The following is a 20,979-nucleotide window of genomic DNA, read 5'->3' on the forward strand; positions in this document are numbered from 1 at the left end:
AGGCTTGCGGACAGCTGCCGTCCTCAACGCCGAACCGGCGAGCCCGGGACGGGATGCGGACGGGAGGGATTCACCCCATATATCCTGCTCCGGACTCACAGACCCGCAGACCCGCGCACCCGCGGATTCGCAGGCCCCAGACCCGCCGATCCCCCGACCCGCACGCCGAGGTGGAGGTCCACGACGATGTCCGACCGCCGACCGCACGCCGCTTGGCGCCGCCGGCCCGAGCCGCCGCCCGCCGCCTCGTCCGCGGGGCCGCCCTCCGCGGAGCCGAGCGTGGTGCGGTCGGCGCTCTACCGCGACGGCCGCCGGGTCTCCTCCCCCACCACGCTCGCCGACACCTTCCGCCAGCTGCGCGAACACCCCGACGGCATGGCCTGGATCGGCCTCCAGCGCCCCACCGAGGAGGAACTCCACTCCCTGGCTGCCGAGTTCGACCTGCACGAGCTGGCCGTCGAGGACGCGATGGAGGCCCACCAACGCCCCAAGCTGGAGCGGTACGGCGACACGCTCTTCGTCGTCCTGCGCGCCGCCCGCTACCTCGACGCCCAGGAGGAGGTCGACTTCGGCGAGCTCCACATCTTCGTGGGCCCGGATTTCCTCATCACGGTCCGGCACGGCGCCGCCCCCGACCTCTCGGCCGTCCGCCGCCGGATGGAGGAGAACCCGGGCCTCCTTGCCCTGGGTCCCGAAGCGGTCCTGTACGCGATCCTCGACGCGGTGGTCGACGGCTACGCCCCCGTGGTGGCGGGCGTCCAGAACGACATCGACGAGATCGAGACGGAGGTCTTCGGCGGCGACCCGGCGGTCTCCCGCCGCATCTACGAACTCTCCCGCGAAATGGTCGAGTTCCAGCGCGCGACCCGCCCCCTGGTGGGCATGCTCCACGCCCTGATGGCCGGCTTCGCCAAGTACGGCACCGACGAGGAACTCCAGCGCTACCTCCGCGACGTCGCCGACCACGTCACCCACACCAGCGAACGCGTCGACGGCTTCCGCCAGGCCCTGACGGAGATCCTCACGGTCAACGCGACCCTGGTCACCCAGCAACAGAACGCCGAGATGCGCGCCTTGGCGGAAGCCGGCTTCGAACAGAACGAGGAGATCAAGCGGATCTCGGCCTGGGCCGCCATCCTCTTTGCTCCCACACTCGTGGGAACGATTTACGGCATGAACTTCGACTCCATGCCGGAGCTGCACTGGACCTTCGGATACCCCTTCGCCATCGGCCTGATGGGGGCGGTATGCATCAGTCTGTACATGGTTTTCAAGCGACGGGACTGGCTGTAGGCGGCACACAGCCGTACGGGGCGCTGGGGAGTCCCTGGGGGGAAGCCCGGCCGCGGGGAGTGGCCTCCCGGGGCCGGGCGCGGAGGGGGTGGAGATCAGCGGTTGTAGGTCAGCGGCGGTGCCGCGTTGCGGGCGAGGGTGTGGGCCTGGTCCGGCCACCAGGTGCCCGCGGGGGGATCGACGATGCCGTACTCGGGGTCGATCGTGCCGCCGGTGTTGCGGGTGCAGCTGCCGTCGGACTCGCCGGGGATCTTGACCCACAGGTAGGGGTGCCCACGCTCTGATCGAACCAGGCGTCGGTCCAGCGCCAGGTGGCGGGGTCGGCGGAGTCGACCGCGTTGCCGGGGGCGCCGTCGTTGGGCGCGGCGGGCGAGTAGTACTGGCCGGCGCACCAATCCGTGCGGCCGCGGGCGTGCTCGGGCCCTTCGGTGGCGAACCACATGCACTTGGCTATCCAGGTGCCGTAGCGCGCGTTGTGGTCGGTGGGGTGATTGTTGGACACGTTGAGCGCGAAGCCGTCACTGAGACTTCATGAAGGCTCCTGGTCGAGGGGTGGTGGGGACGAGCAGGCCCTGTGGCCCGGTCGCAGGGCGGCGGACACCGAGCCACAGGAGCCGGAAGGTCAGTAGCCGTAGATCATCTTGTACGCGACCTCGGGGAGGAACTGGCCGGCCGTGGAACCGGCTCCGACGCCGCAGTTGCCGTCGGACTCGCCCGGGGCCTTGATCCACAGCAGCATCTCGGCGCCGCCGCCCATCCGGGTGGGCGTGCCGATGCGACGGCCGGCCGGGTTGCACCACTCGCCGTTGGCGCCGTTGCCGTTGCGGCTGGTGTCGACGACGAACGGCTTGGTGTAGCCATAGCGGGCGGACAGTTCGCTGTTGACGGCGTTGCCGTAGGCGGTGTTCTGGGCGGTGGTGTAGAAGTTCGAGATGTTGAGCGAGAAGCCGTGGGCCTGGCGCAGGCCGGCTTCGTGGAGGCGCTGGGCCATTGCCGCCGCGCCTATCCAGCCGGGGTTGCCGGCGTCCAGGTAGACCCAGGTGTTCGGGGCCTGGCGGTTGAACTCGGCGAGGGCTGTGCCGAGCATGCCCTGGCGTTCGCGGATCTGGGCCTGAGTCAGGCACCCGTAGTCCGCGAGGGAGTCCGGTTCGAGGAGGACGACGGCCGGGCGGTTGGCGATCCCGCCGGCGAACTGGGCGATCCAGGTCGCGTAGGCGGACGGGGTGGCGGCGCCGCCGCCGGAGTGCCCGCCGCAGGAGTCACGGAGAGGGATGTTGTACGCCACCAGGAGAGGGAGTTTGTCCGCCTGGTCGGCCGCTCCCGCGTACGCGCCCGTCGCGGTGCCGATGGTGCTGCTCCAGGCGCCGAACCAGCGGGCCATGGGCGTGTTGGCGAGGGACGCGTTGATCGCGGGCGTCCGGCCGTCACCGGGGTGGGCGGCGACCCATTGCTTCGCGCTGGAGCTCGGGTCCACGTAGAACCCGCTGGTCATGGTGGTCGGGTCCGCCGCGTGGGCGGAGGGCGCGACGATGAGGGCCAACGGCAGCGCGATGACGGCTGCCGCGAGGGCACGGATGCTGCGGCGCATGGCGGTACCTCGATTCCTGACGAGGGAGCGCCGCACGCTCTCGTCCCGAGCGGGCGGCGCACTGAGGAAGTGCGGTGGTACGGCACCCCTGGGCGTGGAAGCGCTCCCACTGGAAGCGATCCCAGCATGGCCTTCGGAGCCTTGGGGTGTGGCCGGTATCGTGTGACGCCCTGTGCAACCTGTCAAGTGGGCCTGCGTGAGCGGCACTTCACATGACTGGGGGAAGGCCTTACAGTCAGAAACTGGAAGCGCTCCCAGTCTTCCACGTGTTCCGGAGGGGACAGGAGAGGCGGATCATGACCGAAGGCGCTTCACACCGGCTGTCGACACTCGACGAGGTGGCCGAACTGGCGGGTGTCTCACGGTCGGTGGCCTCCCGTGCGCTCAACAACGCCCCGCACGTCAGCCGTGCCAAGCGCGAGGCGGTCGAACGGGCCGTCCGTCAGCTCGGTTACGTACCCAATCCGACCGCCCGCGCGCTGGCAACACGTCAGACCGGCGCGGCCGCTCTCGTCGTCTCGGGGGAGGACCCCTCGATCTTCGCGGATCCGTTCTTCGCCCAGGTGATCGTGGGGGCCTCGGCCGCCCTGGAGGACGCCGATCTGCACCTCATGCTCTGCCTGGCCGCCTCCGACCGGGGGCGCAGGCGCGTCGAGCGGCTCCTGAGGTCCAGGGGCGCCGACGGTGTGATGCTGATGGCGCTGCGCGAGGACGACCCGCTGTCCCGCATGGCCGAGGAGGCGGAGCTGCCCGTCGTGTTCGGCGGGCGACCGGTCGGCATGACCCCCCGGTGGTACGTGGACGTCGACAACGCCGGCGGAGCGCGCGCGGCGACCGAGTACCTGATCGCGGCAGGCCGGACCAGGGTGGCCACGATCTGCGGGCGCCTGGACACCGAGGTCGGGCGAGCCCGGTACCGCGGCTACCAGGACGCCATGCTGGCGGCGGGGCTGGAACCGCACCTCGCGGAGGGCGGCGACTTCACCGAGCCCAGCGGGGCCGCTGCCATGGCCGCGCTCCTCGCGAACCATCCCGACCTGAACGGGGTGTTCGCCGCCAGTGACAACATGGGGGCCGGGGCGCTGCGCACGCTGCGCGAGGCCGGCCGCCTGGTCCCCTCTGACGTCGCCGTGATCGGCTTCGACGACTTGGCCGTGTCCCGCATCGCCGATCCGCCGCTCACCACGGTGCACCAGCCCATAGAGGGTCTCGGCCGGGAGATGGCGCGGATGCTCGTCGCGCTCATCGACGGCCAGGATCCCACCCCTCTGATCCTCCCCACGCGCCTGGTCACCCGCGCCAGCGCCTGACGAGCCGACCTCGCCGCCCCCCTGCGGCGAGGCCCCCTCACTCCCTCACCGGGTCCTTCGGAAAGCCGCCGTCCCACCGGTATGTCGCACCGGTCAAGAGGGCGGCCTTCCGCTACTGGCAGGGCGTCAGCTCGTACGTCGGACGTGCGTCCGCTCCAACGTCGGGGTCAGGACGGGTCGCCGTACTGGAGGCCGCGTCCGTTGGTGCCGACATACACGCGGCCGAAGGTGTCGGGGTCACCGGTGATGACGCCGACGCCGCCGATGCTGCCCCACTGGTGGGCGTCGTCGTTGACGCGGAGCCAGGTGGCTCCCTTGTCGGTGGAGCGGAAGACTCCGGTGACGTCCTTGACGGTGCCGATCAGGTAAAGGGCCTGGTAGGTGGCGCCGGGGGCGGCCTTTCCGAAGCCGAGGGCGGAGGCGGACTTCACCGTGGTGAGCCGGGTGAAGGTGCGGCCGCCGTCGGTGGAGTGCAGCAACCCTTGGCCGCCGCCGGAAATCCACAGGTCCCCCGCGAGGCCGGGGACGGCCGTCAGACGGCCGTCGGTGGGGAGCCCGGTGGCCCGGGTGGTGAAGGTCGCTCCGCCGTCGGTGCTGGCGTGGAGCGTGCCGCCGGCCAGCGAGTAGAACGTCCTGGCCGAGGACCGGTCGGCGACGACCACGGCACCGGTGCCCAGGCCGCTGACCTTCGACCAGCTCGCCCCCTTGTCGACTGAACGGTACGGGGCCTGGCCGGCCTGGGTCCAGACGATGGCGGAGCCGTCCGCCGAGAGCGCGACGCGACCGTCCTGGGCGCCCGCCACCGGCTCCGCCCCGAAGCCGTGCCAGCTGACGCCGCCGTCGGTGGAGTAGGCACCGTCCTGCGCGCCACCACGGCCGACACGCACCATCACCGAGGGGTCGGACTGGGCGAAATCGATGTCGGTGCTGTTGGACATCGTCGGGTTGCTCAGCCGCCCGGCGGGCACCTTGGTCAGGTCCTCGTGGCGGAAACCGCCTTGGTCACCCATGGCGGTGACGACGGTGGCACCGCCGGGCGGGGCGATCGCGTCCATCAGCGCGGTCTCCTCAAGACCGCCCGCGCCCGCGGTCCAGTGGCTGGTGCCGCCACTGTCGGTGGCGTCGGCGTCCTTGCTGCGCCAGATGCCGTTGCCGGTGCCGTACAGCACATGACCGGAGGCGAAGGGGTCGATGGCCAGGGCCGTCATCCAGTGCCCGGTGTGGGTGCCGATGTACGGAGCGGCCGAGGCGTCCCGTACCGACCTGCCCGACAGCGCCTTCCAGGTCGTGCCGCCGTCGGTGGTGCGGTAGATCTCGTCCTCGGGCCACCAGCGGTCGAGGGTGGTGACCATCACCGTGGACGGCTTGCGCGGGTCGACGGCCAGGCCGGAGAACCCGTAGCCGCCCTGCGAGGGGGAGACGTTCTTCCACGTCCCTCCCTGCGGCGTGTACTTCCACACCGAGCCCGCCGTCACGCCGTTGGGCCCGAGGGCGTTGGTGTACGTCAGGTACAGCGAGCCGTCACCGGAGACCACGCCGTGCTGCGGCAGTTGGCCCGCGGGCTGCCCGGAGACGGCCTGCCAGGTGCTGCCGCCGTCGGTGGAGCGGTACAGGGAGGTGGACTTGTCCGCGACGCCGACGTAGATCGTCCGGTCGCCGGCCGGGCTGTACGTCACGAAGGAGACGCCCGCCCCGCTGCTCGCCCCGTCCTTGACGGGGAACGAGGAGACCTGCCGCCACGTCGCACCGCTGTCCGTGCTGCGCCACAGGCCGTTCGTGCGGGTGCCGAGCAGCAGGGTGCGGTTGTCCGAGGGGTCGATCACGAGCCGTTCGCCGGCCCCGCGGCCGTCCTCGTTGCCGCCCAGCTTGAACGGCAGGTCAGTGCGCTGGAAGGTGCGGCCCCGGTCGGTGGAGCGCAGGATCGCGCCGTTGCCGGCCCAGTCGTTGGTGTAGGTGCCCGCCGCGAGGTAGAGCCGGTTGGGGTCGGCGGAGTCGGTGGCCAGCGCGTCGATGCCGAGCAGGTTCCAGTCCTTCTCGCCGAGCCAGTCGGTCAGTGGGATCCACTGCTCAGCACCGGTGTCCCAGCGGTAGGCGCCACCCATGTCGGTACGGGCGTACAGCAGGCCCTTCTCGCGCGGGTTGAACACCAGGCCGGTGACGTATCCGCCGCCGACCACCCGGGCGTTCCGCCATGTGTACGGGCCGGCCGCGGTCGACGGTGCGGCGTCCACCTTCACGAGTTTCCACTGCTGGTTGGTGCTGCCCGTGCCCGGATACTGAATGATCGCCGCGCCCTGGGCCGTGGAGCCTCCGGAGACATCCAGGACCAGGCCGCTGGCGCGGGAGGTGAAGGTGACGGCATCGGTGCCGCTCACCGTGTCGATCCGCCACTCCTGGGAGGGCGACGAGTTGTCGGTCTGCTGCTCGGCGGCGGCCGACCGGGCGGTCGAACCGCCGGCTATGCCCAGCACTTTGCCGCTGTTGCGGTTCACCAGCTCGTAGGAGCCGTTGCCGGTGGGCCTCAGCTTCCACTGCTGGTTGGCGGTGTTCTGGTCGGTCCACTGCTGGATGCGCGTGCCATCGGCGGTGGAGAAGGCGTTGACGTCCAGCGCCTTGCCGCTGCGTACGGAGACCAGCCGGTAGTAGGCACTGCCGTCGACCGTCGCGGCCTGCGAGTCGTCCTGCACGAACAGCAGGTACGGCACGACGGTGGCGGGCACACCGAGCAGCAGGGCGGTGGCGGTCCTGCGACGGCGGTGACGTCCGCGGCGCGCGCCGTTCGTGGGGTTGTTCATGGGGGGTGTTTCTCCTTGTGTGTAACCGTAAATCGGGCAGCTCAGCGCTGCAGGGTGAGGACACCCGGGCGGTACGGAAGCCGGTCGTAGGGTCCGCCCGCCTGCGGGGACTTGCCCTGGTAGAGGAACTGCAGGTTGCAGGGGTCGATGGTCATGGTCTGGTCGGGGTTGGTGCGGACCAGATCACCGTGGCTGATGTCGTTGGTCCAGGTGGCACCGCTGTTGGCCTTGCCCGCGAAGGGGTTGCTCTCGCCGGCGGCCTGCGGGGTCCACGAACCGCTCAGGCTGGAGGCCGTGAAGGAGCGGAAGTAGCGCTGCTCACTCGCACCCCGGGCTTCGACGATCATGAGGTACTGGTTCCGGCCCTGGACCTTGTAGACCTGCGGCGCCTCGAACAGGTTCTTCGCCGTGTCGCTCATGACCGTCGTGTACGACGAGCCGAAGCTGCCGGGGAAGTTCCCGATCGGCATGCTCGCCCGGTAGATCCTGCCGTTGTCACCGGCGAAGAAGAGGTACATGTTCCGGTCGTCGGCGATCAGTGCCTGGTCGATCGGGCCGGTGGAGGAGTCGGTGCGGGGGATGCTGCCGGTGAACAGCGGCTGCGGCGCGGACCAGCCGTGGGGATTGGTGGGGTCGCTCGACGTGCGGTAGCTGAAGGGCGCTGCCCCCCACTGGTACGCCAGCACCCAGAGCTTCTTCGGCGCGAAGTAGAACAGCGTGGGCGCCACCGCGTTCTGGTTCATCCTCGTCTGCCCGGCCGCCGCCATGTCCGACCAGTTCGTGAAGGGGCTGAACGCCATCGAGCCGTAGGAGGTTCCCGACGCGCTCGACGCGTAGACCAGGTGCTTGCCGTTGTACGTCACATGGGTGAAGTCCTTCAGCGCGGCCCACCCGTTCGACGGCTGCGCGAGGGGGCCGGTCGAACTCCACTTGTACGTCGACGGGAGAGCACACGTACCGCTGCCCGCCCCGGACGGGGCGGTCCACTTCTGGTTGCCGACGGAAGCGCAGGTGTACAACTGGATCCTGGTGCCGTTCGCTGTGGCCGCGCCGATGGCGTCGAGGCACAGACCGGACTGGACGCCGGTGATCGTGCCGTCGGTGTTGATGTTCCACTGCTGGTTGGCGCCGCCGTTGCAGTCCCAGACGACCACCGGTGTGCCGTTGGTGATGCCCTTGTCCTTGGCGTCCAGGCACTTGTTCCCGTGGACCATCAGCTGCTTGGCGGCGGTGTAGGTCCAGCGCTGGCCGGTCTGTCCGCCGCACTCCCCCAGTTGGGCCTGGGCACCGTTGGCCGTGGCGGAGCCGGGGATGTCGATACAGCGGCCGGAGGCCACACCCTTGATCTCCCCCGTACTGCCGGCCGGGGTGACCGGCGGGGTACCTGAGCCGGAGTTGAACGCACGCATGACGGCGGTGTACGCCGGCTTGGGCTTGCCGTTGTCGTCGAACAGCAGTGGATTCTCGCCGCTGCGCCAGGAGTCGCTGTCACGGACGCCCCACACCGTGACGCCGGTGCACCGTGCCACGGACAAGCACGCGTTGACGGTGTTCGCGTAGTGGCTGGGTGACGCCTGGGCGATGTCGAGCTCGGTGATCTGGACGTCGACGCCGAGGGCGGCGAAACTGGCCAGGGTGGTCCTGAAGCTCGTCGGCGGGCCGCCCGCCCCGAAGTGGCTCTGGAAGCCGACACAGTCGATGGGCACGCCTCGGGACTTGAAGTCCTTGACCATGCGGTAGACGCCCTGGGTCTTGGCGTCCGTCCAGTTCTCGATGTTGTAGTCGTTGTAGCAGAGCTTGGACGAGGAGTCGGCAGCCCGGGCGGTGCGGAACGCTTCCTCGACGAAGGTGTTGCCGAGGACTTTCTGGAAGACCGAGTCGCGGAGTCTGCCCGAGCCCCCGTCGGCGAAGGCCTCGTTGACGACGTCCCAGGCGTAGATCCTGCCCTTGTAGTGGGTCATCTCGGTCGTGATGTGGTGGTTCATCACGCTGCGCAGCGTGCCCGGGTCACGGATGGCGCTGACCCAGGAGGGGAGTTGCGAGTGCCAGACCGTGGTGTGGCCGCGCAGGCGCTGACCGCGTGCCAGGGCGCGGTCGACGATCCGGTCCGCGGGACCGAACCGGAAGTTGCCGCGGGACGGTTCGACGGCGTCCCACTTCATCTCGTTCTCCGGGGTGATCATGTTGAACTCCCGGTCCGCGATCGCGGTGTACGTCGGGTCACCGAGCCTGCCGGAGGCTACGGCGGTGCCGAAGTACCTGCCCGAGGAGGCCGCCTGGGTACCCAGGCCCGCGGCCCCGGCGGAGCTGGGGAGGAACGTCACGACGCCGGCAACCAGCGCCGTGGCCGACACTCCTGTCAACAGTGTCCAGCGACGTCGGCGGAGCCGGTGCAGGCCCTTCATGATTCTCCTCGGGGGTTGCGGGTCATTCCGGGTGCCGTGATCGTGCGGGCGTCGGCCAGGGCGGCCTGATCTGCCGCGAGGCGGGCGCGGTGCCGGAGGCGTGGGCGTTCCCGCGCACCGGTCGCCTCGGGTTCGTCGGTGTGTCGTGGCATGGGACTGACTTTCTTCGGGGGACAGGTCCAGGGGGGAGGCCGGGAAACCCGCCGCTCCAGCGCGACGAGCCGAGCGGCGGGAAGGCCACCCCTGAAGTGGAGGCTTGCGGACTCGCGGTCCCGTAACGGAAAAGTCGCGCCGTCCGGAGGATTGCTCGGTGATGCATCTCTCGGTCGGAAAGCGTTATGACAGGTCCCCAGACCTGGTCGTCCCTGGGGGAACGGCGCGCCGCACCGCTCGTCAGTGTCGGAATCCGCTCACGCAGAGGCAGCCGTCGACGCGACGAGGAGCGGAGCCGGGTTCGGGCGCGGCACCCGGCTCGGTACGGGACCGTAATGCGGGATCACCCGCTGTCACTGAGACGGCCTGATCCCTGCTGAGCGGGGAGCGGATCTCAGGCCAAGGGTCGGCGCACGATGAAGGAAGCCTGGCCGGCGAACGCACGAGTGCCGTCGGAGCCGTCGAGCCAGATGCCGCCGTCGCGGTGACGGATGACCGAACCGGGATAGTTGTGCGCGTGCAGGGTCACGGACCCGGCGACCGCCCCGGGGCGCGGACAGAAGGTGGCGTCTTCCCGGAACAGTGCGCTGCCGTCGTCGGTGCTCAGCCGTAGCCGCAGGTAATGGTGGCGGAGATACCGGCCGTCCGCGGCGCGGAAGGTGACGCACCGCGTGTCGGCCAGCCCCCTGACGACCGTGAAGGTGACCCGTTGCCGTGTCCGCTCGCCGCTCGACGCCGAGACCGGGCCGAGCGTTGCGAACTCATCGTCATACGTGACGAACAGTCCGGGCTGGTCCACGGACTGCAGCGACTGCGCGCCCAGCGGAACAGTGTCGGTGACGGCGGACGGACCCGCCGGGGAGGGTGTGGCCGGCGGGGTGGTGGGTGACGGGGCCGGCGTGGGAGTGGCGACCGTGGGAGCACCGCTCGTGGAGGCGGCGACCGTGGGAGCGGCACTGACGCCGGGCACCGGAGGCGCCTTTTCGGGCCATGCCGCGTAGGTGGCGGTCCCGACGACGAGCACCGCGCCGGTGGCGAGGCTGAGCATCGGATGGGCGGCCACCGCGTGGAGTTTGCCGAGCAGCGAGCCGTGCAGACCGCCTCCCCCTGTCGCCGCGCCGGCGGCGGCGTGTGCCGTGGCCAGCCCGGCGGCGCTCGCGCCCGTAGCCGACAGCAGGCCCTTGGCGGCCAGCGCGGCGGTGAGCGCGGCCGGGACGGTGAGCGGTGTGAGGCTGAGGAGCAGCAGTTCGGCCGGAACCCGTTCCGTCGTCGTCGACGTACAGAGGGGGCAGTCGCGGGTGTGGCGCGCGATCCGCTTGCGCCACACGGACGTACGCAGACCGTCCCAGCCGACGACGGTCTCGTTCAGCCCCGGACAGCGCGGGTCCGCCTCCAGCGCGGAGACGATCGTCCGGCTCAGTTCCCATTGCTCGCGCATGCGCTGCAGGCGGACTCCGGCGTGGGCGACACTCAGCCCCATCGCGTCGGCGATGTCCTGGCGGCTCAGCAAGCCGGCGCATTCCTGCCACCACAGCGACAGCAGCACCCGATGATCCGGGTCGAGCCACCGGCCGGCCTCGACCGCATGACGGCGTTCGTCCGACATGTGCAGACGCAGGATCGTCACGTCCTCGAGCGCGCCGCCGACGTCGGGTACCCCGAGTGCCTCGTCGACGACCGTGGTCCTCTCGGCGAGAGTGCGCTGTCGGTGCCAGTGGGTGTTGATCTGACGGAGCGTGATGGACACCAGCCAGGACCGGAAGCTTTCCGGGGCACGCAGGGCCGGTAGGTCGCGCACCACGCGCAGCAGGGTCTCCTGGACGACGTCGTCGACGTCGGCATGTCCGCTCAGCGCTCGCCCGACGATGTTGTAGAGCAGGGGCAGGTATGCGGCGATCAGCTTCTCGCGCGCGCGATCGTCACCGGCCTGCGCCGCGACGACCAGCTCCGCGTGATCCGCGTCCATGAGCCCCATTCCCACCTCTTCAGAGTGATCCGCCGAGTACGGCGCCATACCTTAGCGTCGGCGAAGGCATGCGGCCCAAGCCTGGCCGAAGTACGGCGGCAGCGTGACCTGCCGCCGCCGTCGACGGCGCTCCGGCCGAGCTCCCTTCGTCCGGTACGCGGTGTGGGACAGGCAGAACACCCTCACCGCATCACGCCAGGCGGCTCAGCGCCGCCGACACCAGGGCCTGGACACCTGGCACGAGCACGGAGAGGTCGGGGGCGAAGAGCGGGCTGTGGTTGCCCGGTACGTTGCCGAACTTCTCGGCCAGGTCCGTGCCGGCGGCCGCCTCCCACACGTGGGCCGGAGTGGAGGTGACGTACCAGTAGTCGTACGGGACGCCGTCGGGTGCGAGGAGGGAGAAGTCCTCGCTTCCCATCGCCGCGCCGAAGTCGAACACCGTCTCCGGCCCGAAGAGTTCGCGGTGCACGGCCGCGATCTGCCCGTCGAGTACGGCGTCGTTGACGGTGTTCGGGTAGCCGGGCCGCACCGTGACCCGGGGCGGCTCCGGGCAGCCTGCGGTCCGGCACTCGCCCGCGACGATGCGGCGGACGGCGCCGAGGACCCGGTCGCGTACGTGCGCGTCCTGGGTGCGCAGGTTCAGGGAGAGCCGGGCGTCGGCGGGGATGATGTTGTGCTTCGTACCGGCATGGAACTGGCCCACCGTCAGCACCACCGAGTGAGCCGCCGCGACCTCCCTCGACACCACCGTCTGCAGGCGGGTGACGATGTAGGCGGCCGTCACGACCGGGTCGATCGTCGACTCGGGACGTGAGCCGTGACCGCCCACGCCGTGCACGACGACGTCGATGTCGTCGGAGGCCGACATCGTCAGGCCCGGGGTGTGCGGGTAGAACCCGGCGCGACCGGGCGTGACGTGCTGGCCGAGCAGCACGTCGGGGCGGGGGAAGCGGGAGTGCAGTCCACCGGCGACCATCGCCGCCGCGCCGCCGCCGGACTCCTCGGCGGGCTGCCCGATGACGACCAGCGTGCCGGACCAGGTGTCGCGGGCGGCGGCCAGCGCCTCGGCGGCGCCGGCGAGCCAGGTGACGTGCAGGTCGTGGCCGCAGGCGTGCATGACCCCGTCGACGGTGGAGGCGTACTCCAGGCCGGTGGCCTCCTGGACGGGCAGCGCGTCCATGTCGCCGCGCAGCCAGACGACCGGGCCGTCGCCGTTGACGAGGACGCCGACCACACCGGTGCCGCCGACCCCTTCCGTCACGCCGTAGCCGGCCGCGCGCAGACACGCGGTGAGCTTCGCCGCGGTGCGGTGCTCCTGGAAGGCGAGCTCGGGGTGGCGGTGCAGGTCGCGGTAGAAGTCCATCAGTGCGGTGGGCTTCAGGCCGGCGGTGATCTGCCGCGTGCGGTCGGCGACGACGGTCGGCTCGTTCATACTGCTGACTCCTTCTTGTCGAGCGTCTTCTCGGGCGTCGGCTTCTCCTCGAACGCCGGCACGCTCGCCAGCAGGCGGCGTGTGTAGGGGTGTCGGGGCGCGCGGTACACGTCCCGCACCGGCCCCTGCTCCACCAGCTCCCCGTGGCACAGGACGGCGACCTCGTCGCTGACGTGGCGGACGACGGCCAGGTCGTGGGAGATGAAGACCATCGTCAGGGCCAGCGAACGCCGCAGCGCTTCCAGGAGGTTGAGCACCTCTGCCTGGACGGAGGCGTCGAGCGCGGAGGTGATCTCGTCGGCGATCACCACTTCGGGTTCCACTGCCAGGGCGCGGGCGACCGCGATGCGCTGGCGCTGACCACCGGAGAACTCATGCGGGTACCTGGCCGCTGCCGAGCCGTCCAGCGCGACGGTCTCCAGCCATCGCTCGACCGTCGCCGCGTGCTTCCTGGCGTCGGCCCGCACCGGGTCGACGGCCTCGGCGATGGCCTCACCGACGGTCATGCGTGGGTTGAGCGAGGCGTACGGGTCCTGGGAGACGAGCTGGACGCGGCGGCGTACCGCGACGAGCTCCCTTGCCTTGAGGCCCGTGAGGTCTTCTCCGTCGAGGGTGATGCGGCCGGTACGCACGGGGTGGATACCGACGATCGCCCTGGCGATCGTCGACTTGCCCGATCCGGACTCGCCGACCAGGCCGAGCGTCTGCCCGGCCCGGACCCCGGTGGACACGCCGTGCAGCACCCTTCTGACGCGCCGGCCGTGCCCGAAGGCGACGGTCAGGTCCTCGACGGCCAGCTTGTAGGGGGACGTGGTCATACGGGCTGCTCCTCCTGGCGTACGGCATGGCAGGCGACGGCATCGGTCAGCCGCGGTCGTTCGGTGCCGCAGAGGCCGTCGAGCACCACCGGGCAGCGGTCGGCGAAGGCGCAGCCGTTCGGGCGGTCGGCGGGGGCCGGTGGGCGGCCCGGGATCGTCGTGAGCGGTGCGCGCTCCCCCACCGCGTCCGTGTCCGTGTCCGCGTCGTGGAGGCGCGGGCTCGCGGCCAGCAGGGCTCTGGTGTACGGGTGCCTCGCGCGGCCCGCCCGCAGATCCGCCGCGGACAGTTCCTCCACCACCCGGCCCGCGTACATCACCACCACCCGATGGCAGACCGTGCCGATCACGCCGATGTCGTGGGAGATGAAGAGCATGCTCGTGCCGCGGGTTCGGTTGATGTCCTTCAGGAGGTCGAGCACCTCGGCCTGGACGGTCACGTCGAGGGCGGTGGTCGGTTCGTCGGCGACGATCAGCCGCGGACCGGGCAGGATCGCGGTGGCGATCATCGCGCGCTGCCGCATGCCGCCGGACAGCTCGTGCGGATACTGCCTCACGACCCGGGCCGGGTTCTCGATCCGCACCTGTGCCAGGGCCTCGACGGCGCGCCCACGCGCTTCCCTTCCGCGCACGCCCTGGTGCACGCGGAGCGTCTCGGTCAGTTGTCCGCCCATCCTCAGGGCCGGGTTGAAGGAGGCCGAGGGGTCCTGGTGGACGATGCCGATCTCGGTGGCCAGGCGCCGGGGGTCGGCTTCGGAGGCGGTCAGGTCGAGGTCGTCGAGGGTCAGTTCCGCCGCGTGCGCGGACAGCCCCTCCGGCAGGAGCCGGGCCACGCTCATCGCCGTCAGCGACTTTCCGGAGCCGGACTCTCCCACGAGGCCGAGGATCTCGCCGGGCATGACGTGGAAGGAGACGTCGTCGACGAGACGGGTACCGTCCTGCAGGGCGACGACGAGGTTGTCCACCGTCACCAGGGCGTCCACGGGGGCTCGGTGGGAGCTCGCGGAGGCGGCGACGGCCGGGCGTCCAGTCCTGGCTCTCGTACCGTCGGCACGGGGGTCGAGTCCCGTGGCGAGGCCATCGCCGACGAAGCCCGCGAGGACGCCGGTGACGGTGATGGCGAGCGCCGGGCCGATCGCCTCTGCGGGGTTGGTGTAGAGCGACTCCAGGCCGGAGTTGAGCAGCGCTCCCCAGTCGTAGTCCGGCGACTGCACGCCGACACCCAGGAACGACAGGCCGGACAGCGCGACGAGCACGTTCGCGAAGGCCACCGAGAGCAGTACGAGCAGCGGCCCGGAGATGTTGGGCAGCAGGTGGCGGGCGAGCAGGCGGGAGGGCGGTACGCCCAACAGACGGGCCTGCGTGACGAAGTCGCGCTGCGCGACCGACGCCGCCATGTTGGCGGTGAGGCGGGCGAAGGCGGGTGCTCCGCCCAGGCCGATCGCGAGGACCGAGGCGGTGGGTCCGGTCCCGAGGAGCGTGGCGATCACCAGGGCCAGGATGAGCGCCGGGTAGGAGATCATCACGTCGACCAGACGCAGGCCCAGCTCGCGTACGCGCCGGCCGGAGACCCAGACGACGGTGCCGAGCAGGCTGCCCGCGACGGCGGCGAGCGCGGTCGCGGCGAGCGTCATCTCCAGGGTGAGGCGGGTGGCGACCAGGGTGCGGGCCAGTACGTCGCGGCCGAGGGCGTCGGTGCCGAGCCAGTGGTCGCCGGACGGGTGCGCGCGGGCGGCGCCGCCGAGGGCGGTCGCCCGCTCCTCCCAGAGGAAGGGGGTGACGATGCCGAGGAGGGCGATCAGGCCGAGGCCGGTGAGGGCCACGACGAGCGGGGTGTTCCACCGTACGCGTCGCATCAGTGGCCTCCCTTTCCGGCCAGGGTGCGCGGGTCGAGCAGCGCGAGGACGACGTCGACGAGCAGGTTGAGCAGGGCGGCGAGCAGGCCGAGGACCAGGACACAGCCCTGGATCACGGGATGGTCGCGGACGAGGAGCGCCTCGACGACGCGCTGGCCGATGCCCGGCCAGGCGAAGACGGACTCGACGACGACCGTGCCGCCGAGCAGGCCCGCGAGGATCAGTCCGCCGAGGGTGAGCGTGGCGGTCAGCAGGTTGGGCAGGGCGTGACGGGCGTACAGACGCAGCGGTGGCAGCCGGCGGCCCCGGGCGGTGCGCATGTAGTCCTGGGCGAGGACGTGTGCGGCCTCGCTGCGCACGATGCGGGCCGTGACGCAGGTGGCGGGCAGCACGAGCGCGGCGATCGGGAGCACCATCGACGAGACGGTCTCGGCGCCCGCCGCCGGGAACCAGCCCAGTCCGATGGCGAAGCCGAGGACGAGGAGCGTTCCGATGATGTACTCGGGTGTGGCGCCGACCAGGCCGGTGACGAAGGTGAACGCCCCGTCGGTGCGCCGGCTTCCGCGCGCGGCGACGGCCAGTCCGATGGGCACGGCGAGCAGCAGTACCGCCAGGACGGAGAGGAAGGCGATCTCGGCGGTGAACGGCAGACGGCTGCCGATGATCTCGGCGACCGGTTCCTTCGTCTGGAAGGAGGTGCCCAGGTCGCCGCGGAGCAGGCCGCTCGCATACGTACCGAACTGCGTCGACAGCGGCTGGTCGAGGCCTAGTTCGTGGCGGGCCCGCTCCACGTCGGCGGGCGTCGCGTCGGCGCCCGCGACCACGCGCGCCGGGTCGCCGGGGATGAGCTGCACCATCAGGAACGTGCCGACGACGAGCGTGATCGCGACGGCGGCGAGGCCGGCGAGACGCCGGAGGAGGAAGGTGCCCCAGGGGCCGAGCGTCGTCGTGCGCCCCGCCGCCGTGGCCGTCGCGGCGGTCGGCGTCGTCGCCATCAGCCGGTGACCCGGAGCGTGGAGACGGTCAGGGAGCCGCCCGGCATCGCGAAGGAGACGCCCTTGCGGGCGACGTAGTGCACGTCCACCGTGGCGAGCGGAATCACGTCGTCGGCCTTGAGCAGGGCTTCCTGCGCCTTCTGCCAGGCGGCGCACTTGGCGTTCCGGTCGGTGGTGGAAGTGGCCGCGATGTAGCTCTCCGCGTACGCCGTGTTCTTCACCGCGCCGTAGTTCAGACCGCCCTTGGCGGGTTCGGGGCCCAGGAAGTAGCTGCCGCCGCGCGCGAGGCTCCCGCTGATCAGCGGGAAGACGGTGGCGTCCCAGTCGCCCTGGTTGGCGGTGACGTCGGTGGCCCAGGTGGCGTTGTCGGCGTTGGTGAGCTTCACCTCGGCACCGGCGGTGCGCAGGGCCTCGGCGACATAGGAGTTGCCGGCGCCGCCGGCCACCGCGTTGGACCCCTCCAGCTTGATCGGCACTCCTTCGAGGGCCTTCTTCGCCGCGGCCGGATCGGTCGCGGTCAGCAGGGCGGTGTCGGTGGAGACACAGGCGGACTTCTCGTCCACGTACGACGTCATGGGTCGGCCCGCGCCGCCGAAGACCTTGTTGAAAGCGGTGGCGCTGACCGCCTGCGCGACCGCGTTGCGGACCTTCGGGTCGGCGCCCGGGTGCCCGGGACGCTGGTTGAAGGCGAGGTAGTTCCTGATGAACGGAGCCGACCTGATGGTGTATCCGGCGTTGCCGGTGAACCGCGTGACGTCCGTGCCGGTGAGGGGTGCCAGGTCCAGGGCGCCGGTCCGCAGCTGGTTGGCGAGGGTCGCCTCGTTCCTCGCGATCTGGATCCGCAGCGTGTCGGCCGGCTTCCCCGCAGGCAGCGAGGCGAAGCGCGGATACGCGTCGAAGCCCTTGCGCAGCCTCAGTTCGTAAGAGGCGCCGCGCCGCGCCGTCGCCATCTCGTACGGGCCGGAAGCCGCGCCCTTGACGGGGCCCTGGGCGAGCGCGGCGGAGCCCGCGTCGAGACCTGCCTTGCAGATGATCCCGGCTCCGGTGCCGGAAAGGCCGCTCAGGACCTCGCCCCACGGGGTGGCGGTGGTGATGGAGACGGTCCCGGACTCGTCGTCGCCCGTGATCGTGGTCTTCTCGCCGGCGTTCGCGGCGCCGAAGGTGAGGAGGGCTCCGGCCGAGGTCGTCCGGTAGCGCCGCAGGGAGGCGACGACCTGCGAGGCGGTCAGGGAGGAGCCGTCGGAACAGGTCAGGCCCTTCTTCAGGGTCAGGGTCGTCTTCGTGGGCGTGGACGTCCAGGTCTCGGCCAGACCGGCGACGAACACGCCCCCGTCGTCCTGGCCGATCAACGGCTGGTACAGCAGCGACGTCATCACGTAGTCCGTCCCGCCCGCGCCCTTCGCCGGGTCGAAGGACGTGACGTCGGAGGTGACACCGATCCTGACGGCGCCCCCGCTCCCGCCGCCGCTCGACGAAGGGCCGTCGGCGGAACCGGTGGTGCAGGCGGAGGCCAGGAGGGACGTGGCGGCGACCGTGACGGCGCCGGAGAGGAATCGCGAACGGTGCATGGAGGACTCCCCGGGACGGAGGGCTGAGGGCGGGGGGCGGTGCTGCGGTGTGATGCGGCATACAGAACAGGCCGCTTCCCGCACCGGTCCGAAATTGCAAGAATCCACAGCCGGAGGCGCTCACATGCATGGATCCGCAGCATCTGTCGGACCGGCCACGGCCGACACCCCCTCCCGGGGAACACTCGATGAACTCGATCTCGCCCTCGTCAACGCCCTGCAGATGGCGCCCCGCGCCCCCTGGGCCCAGCTGGCCCGCCCGCTCGGTGTGGACGCGGCGACGCTCTCCCGGCGCTGGGCGCGGCTGCGCGCCTCCGGCGAGGCGTGGATCACCTGCCACGCGGCTCCCTCCCAGGTCGCTCACGGAGCCCTCGCCCTGATCGCGGTGTCGTGCGTGCCCCAGGCACGGGAAGCCCTGGCCGGCCGGCTCGCGCGTCACCCCCAGGCGATGAGCGTGGAACTGGTGGCGGGACCGTGCGATCTGCTCCTGACGGTGGCCACGGCGACCAAGGCGTCGATGACCGCGTACGTCCTCGCTCTCGGCCGCGACGAGGCGGTGACCGCGACCCGCACCCACCTGGTGCAGCATGTGCACCGGGACGGGAGCGAGTGGCGCATGGACGCGCTCTCGCGCGATCAGCGGCGCGACCTGGCGGAGTGCGAGGACGGTGTCGCCCGCCCCGCCGCCGCCGTTCTCGCGCCCGAGGACCGGGCCCTGATGCTCGCCCTCGCGCGGGACGGCCGCCGCTCCATCGCCTCGATCGCCGCCGAACTGGACCGGCCCGAGTCGACGGTGCGACGGCAGCTGCACTCCCTGCTGCACGGCGGCAGAGCGGTACTGCGCTGCGACACCGCCCACCTGCACTCAGGCTGGCACAGTTCGGCGACGATCTGGATGTCCGTGCCTCCCGCGCGGCTCGCCCCGGCGGGTGACGAGTTGAGCCGGCTGCGGAGCACCCGTATGGCGGCGTCGGTGGCCTCGGAGGCCAACCTGCTGAGCGTCGTGTGGCTGCACGCCCTGGACGACCTCGCCCGCTACGAGGCCCAGGCCGCCGCCAGGATCACCTCCGTGCGCGTGCTCGACCGCGCGGTGAACCTGCGCTGGATCAAACGCATGGGGCGCCTGCTCGCCGACGACGGCCGCAGCACCGGCTTCGTCCCGATCGACCTGTGGGCCCCGGTCACCTGAACCACCCCGCCCCGGTGTGCTGCGGTTTCCCGCACAGCACCCCCGGTCGTGGCGGATCCGTGCAATCCGCGGGGCGGGAGGGACAGGTCCATGAGGCTGGCAGCACCGGCGGACGGCCAACCGGCCCGCCTCAGCCCATCGATCGAGAGGAACGCCCATGTCGAGCCCCCCGCCCGCCGGCGACGGCCTCGTCCACCTCAGCGCCACCGAGGCCATCCGGCTCTTCACCCGCGGTGAGCTGTCCCCGGTCGAGCTGATGCGGGCGGTGGTCGAACGCGCCGAGAAGGTCGAACCGCGGATCAACGCCTTCACCGAGCGCCTCTTCGACGAGGCCCTGGAGCAGGCCCGGCACGCCGAGGACCGCTACCTCGGAAAGAACGGCCTGGCCCCCCGCCCGCTGGAGGGCGTTCCGGTCGCGGCGAAGGAGAAGCACGCCCTCCTGGGCCGCACCCTGACGGAGGGCTCCCTCGTCCACGAAGGCCGGATCGCCACCGAGAACGCCCCCGTGATCGACCGTGTCCTCGACGCCGGCGGCATCATCCACGCCCGCACCACCACGCCCGAGTTCTCCCTCTCCACGTACACCCACTCCCGCATGTGGGGCGTCACCCGCAACCCGTGGAACCTCGACTTCACCCCCGGCGGCTCCTCCGGCGGCGCCGGCGCCTCCCTCGCCGCCGGCACGACCCTGCTCGCCACCGCCTCCGACATCGGCGGCTCCACGCGCATCCCGGCCGCGTTCACCGGAACGGTCGGCTTCAAGGCGCCCTACGGCCGCAATCCCGGGCTCGGCGTGCTCGCCGCCGACCACTACCGCGGAGACGGCCCGATGGCCCGCACGGTGGACGACACCATCGTCTTCCAGAACGTCCTGGCCGGTCCCGACCCCCGCGACCACACCTCGATCCGCCCCAAACTAACCCTGCCCACCTCGTACGAGGACGTCGGCGGCATGCGGATCGCGCTGTGCGTGCGGCTGGGCGAGTACGACGTCCACCCGGAGGTCGAGGCCAACACCCGCGCCGCCGCCCAGGCCCTCTCCGGCGCCGGGGCGCACGTGGAGGAGATCACCCTCCCCTGGACCCGTGCCGACCTGCTCACCTCGCTCGCCGGGCACTTCTCGACCATCTTCGGCGCCCTCGTCATCGAGGCCGCCGAAACCCGTCGCGACCTGCTGAGCCCGTACGCGGTCGCCTTCGCCGACACCATGACGTACGCCCGCACCCAGGTGAGCTACCTCGACTCCCTGCGCGCCGAGCACCGGCTGCAACGCGAACTCTCCACCGCCATGGCGGGATTCGACGCCATGCTCTGCCCCACCACCGCCGTCCCGGGCTGGCACGCGGGCGACGACCTCGCGGGCGAGAAGGTCGTGGTGCACGGCGAGGAGGTGGCCGACACCCTGTGGAGCGCCATGACCAGCCCCTTCAACATCAACAACCGCTGCCCCGTCCTCAACGTCCCCTCCGGCATGTCGAGCTGGGGACTCCCCACCGGCCTCCAGATCGTCGGCCACCCCTACGACGACCCGGCCGTCTTCCGCGTCGGCAAGGCACTGGAGATCCTCCGCCCCTGGTCGTACGCGGAGATCGAGAACCGGCTGTCGTAACCGCC

14 protein-coding genes are annotated in these 20,979 nt (G+C 71.2%); 4 read left to right on the plus strand and 10 right to left on the minus strand.

Features of this window, described 5'->3' with window-relative positions:
- The first annotated feature begins 186 nt into the window (after nucleotides 1-186).
- Nucleotides 187-1,293, plus strand: a complete 1,107-nt coding sequence (locus ACZ51I_RS10650; protein WP_468873633.1) for a magnesium and cobalt transport protein CorA — start codon at nucleotides 187-189, stop codon at nucleotides 1,291-1,293.
- A 95-nt stretch (nucleotides 1,294-1,388) separates the two neighbouring features.
- Here ACZ51I_RS10650 and ACZ51I_RS10655 read toward each other — a convergent pair whose 3' ends face one another.
- Both ACZ51I_RS10655 and ACZ51I_RS10660 read right to left on the minus strand, forming a co-directional pair.
- On the minus strand, nucleotides 1,389-1,685 hold the full coding sequence (locus ACZ51I_RS10655) for a hypothetical protein (RefSeq protein ID WP_468873635.1): 297 nt from the start codon (nucleotides 1,683-1,685) through the stop codon (nucleotides 1,389-1,391).
- 230 nt (nucleotides 1,686-1,915) lie between these two features.
- Nucleotides 1,916-2,881, minus strand: a complete 966-nt coding sequence (locus ACZ51I_RS10660; protein ID WP_468873638.1) for a glycoside hydrolase family 6 protein — start codon at nucleotides 2,879-2,881, stop codon at nucleotides 1,916-1,918.
- A 296-nt stretch (nucleotides 2,882-3,177) separates the two neighbouring features.
- Here ACZ51I_RS10660 and ACZ51I_RS10665 point away from each other — a divergent pair, with 296 nt between their 5' ends.
- On the plus strand, nucleotides 3,178-4,191 hold the full coding sequence (locus tag ACZ51I_RS10665) for a LacI family DNA-binding transcriptional regulator (RefSeq protein ID WP_468873641.1): 1,014 nt from the start codon (nucleotides 3,178-3,180) through the stop codon (nucleotides 4,189-4,191).
- 167 nt (nucleotides 4,192-4,358) lie between these two features.
- On the opposite strand, the gene ACZ51I_RS10670 is transcribed toward ACZ51I_RS10665, so the two are convergent.
- The 8 genes from ACZ51I_RS10670 to ACZ51I_RS10705 all read right to left on the minus strand — a co-directional run bounded on the left by ACZ51I_RS10670 (nucleotide 4,359) and on the right by ACZ51I_RS10705 (nucleotide 18,176).
- On the minus strand, nucleotides 4,359-6,986 hold the full coding sequence (locus tag ACZ51I_RS10670; RefSeq protein ID WP_468873643.1) for an RICIN domain-containing protein: 2,628 nt from the start codon (nucleotides 6,984-6,986) through the stop codon (nucleotides 4,359-4,361).
- Nucleotides 6,987-7,027: 41 nt separating this feature from the next.
- Entirely contained in the window at nucleotides 7,028-9,391 is a 2,364-nt protein-coding gene (locus ACZ51I_RS10675) for a non-reducing end alpha-L-arabinofuranosidase family hydrolase (RefSeq protein WP_468873645.1), read from the minus strand.
- Nucleotides 9,392-9,938: 547 nt separating this feature from the next.
- The gene (locus ACZ51I_RS10680; RefSeq protein ID WP_468873647.1) at nucleotides 9,939-11,558 is read right to left on the minus strand and encodes a sigma-70 family RNA polymerase sigma factor; all 1,620 of its coding nucleotides are present in this window, start codon (nucleotides 11,556-11,558) and stop codon (nucleotides 9,939-9,941) included.
- A gap of 142 nt (nucleotides 11,559-11,700) precedes the next feature.
- Nucleotides 11,701-12,942: an amidohydrolase gene (locus ACZ51I_RS10685; RefSeq protein WP_468873650.1), complete on the minus strand. Its 1,242-nt coding sequence runs from the start codon at nucleotides 12,940-12,942 to the stop codon at nucleotides 11,701-11,703.
- Complete coding sequence (locus tag ACZ51I_RS10690; protein ID WP_468873652.1) at nucleotides 12,939-13,760, minus strand: ATP-binding cassette domain-containing protein; 822 nt, start codon at nucleotides 13,758-13,760, stop codon at nucleotides 12,939-12,941. The genes ACZ51I_RS10685 and ACZ51I_RS10690 overlap by 4 nt, the downstream gene beginning before the upstream one ends.
- Nucleotides 13,757-15,613 carry a dipeptide/oligopeptide/nickel ABC transporter permease/ATP-binding protein gene (locus ACZ51I_RS10695; RefSeq protein ID WP_468873655.1) on the minus strand — a complete coding sequence of 619 codons (1,857 nt, stop codon included), beginning with the start codon at nucleotides 15,611-15,613 and terminating at the stop codon, nucleotides 13,757-13,759. Before ACZ51I_RS10695 ends, ACZ51I_RS10690 begins: the two co-directional genes overlap by 4 nt.
- Nucleotides 15,613-16,608, minus strand: coding sequence for an ABC transporter permease (locus tag ACZ51I_RS10700; RefSeq protein WP_468873657.1), 996 nt, complete (start codon nucleotides 16,606-16,608; stop codon nucleotides 15,613-15,615). Before ACZ51I_RS10700 ends, ACZ51I_RS10695 begins: the two co-directional genes overlap by 1 nt.
- On the minus strand, nucleotides 16,608-18,176 hold the full coding sequence (locus ACZ51I_RS10705) for an ABC transporter substrate-binding protein (RefSeq protein ID WP_468873659.1): 1,569 nt from the start codon (nucleotides 18,174-18,176) through the stop codon (nucleotides 16,608-16,610). Before ACZ51I_RS10705 ends, ACZ51I_RS10700 begins: the two co-directional genes overlap by 1 nt.
- A gap of 124 nt (nucleotides 18,177-18,300) precedes the next feature.
- Here ACZ51I_RS10705 and ACZ51I_RS10710 point away from each other — a divergent pair, with 124 nt between their 5' ends.
- Nucleotides 18,301-19,365: an Lrp/AsnC family transcriptional regulator gene (locus ACZ51I_RS10710; RefSeq protein WP_468873662.1), complete on the plus strand. Its 1,065-nt coding sequence runs from the start codon at nucleotides 18,301-18,303 to the stop codon at nucleotides 19,363-19,365.
- 157 nt (nucleotides 19,366-19,522) lie between these two features.
- Nucleotides 19,523-20,974 (plus strand): amidase, encoded by a 1,452-nt coding sequence (locus ACZ51I_RS10715; RefSeq protein WP_468873664.1) that lies wholly within the window; start codon nucleotides 19,523-19,525, stop codon nucleotides 20,972-20,974.
- Nucleotides 20,975-20,979: the final 5 nt, after the last annotated feature.

The sequence above is a fragment of the Streptomyces sp. NPDC034084 genome (genome assembly GCF_055575535.1).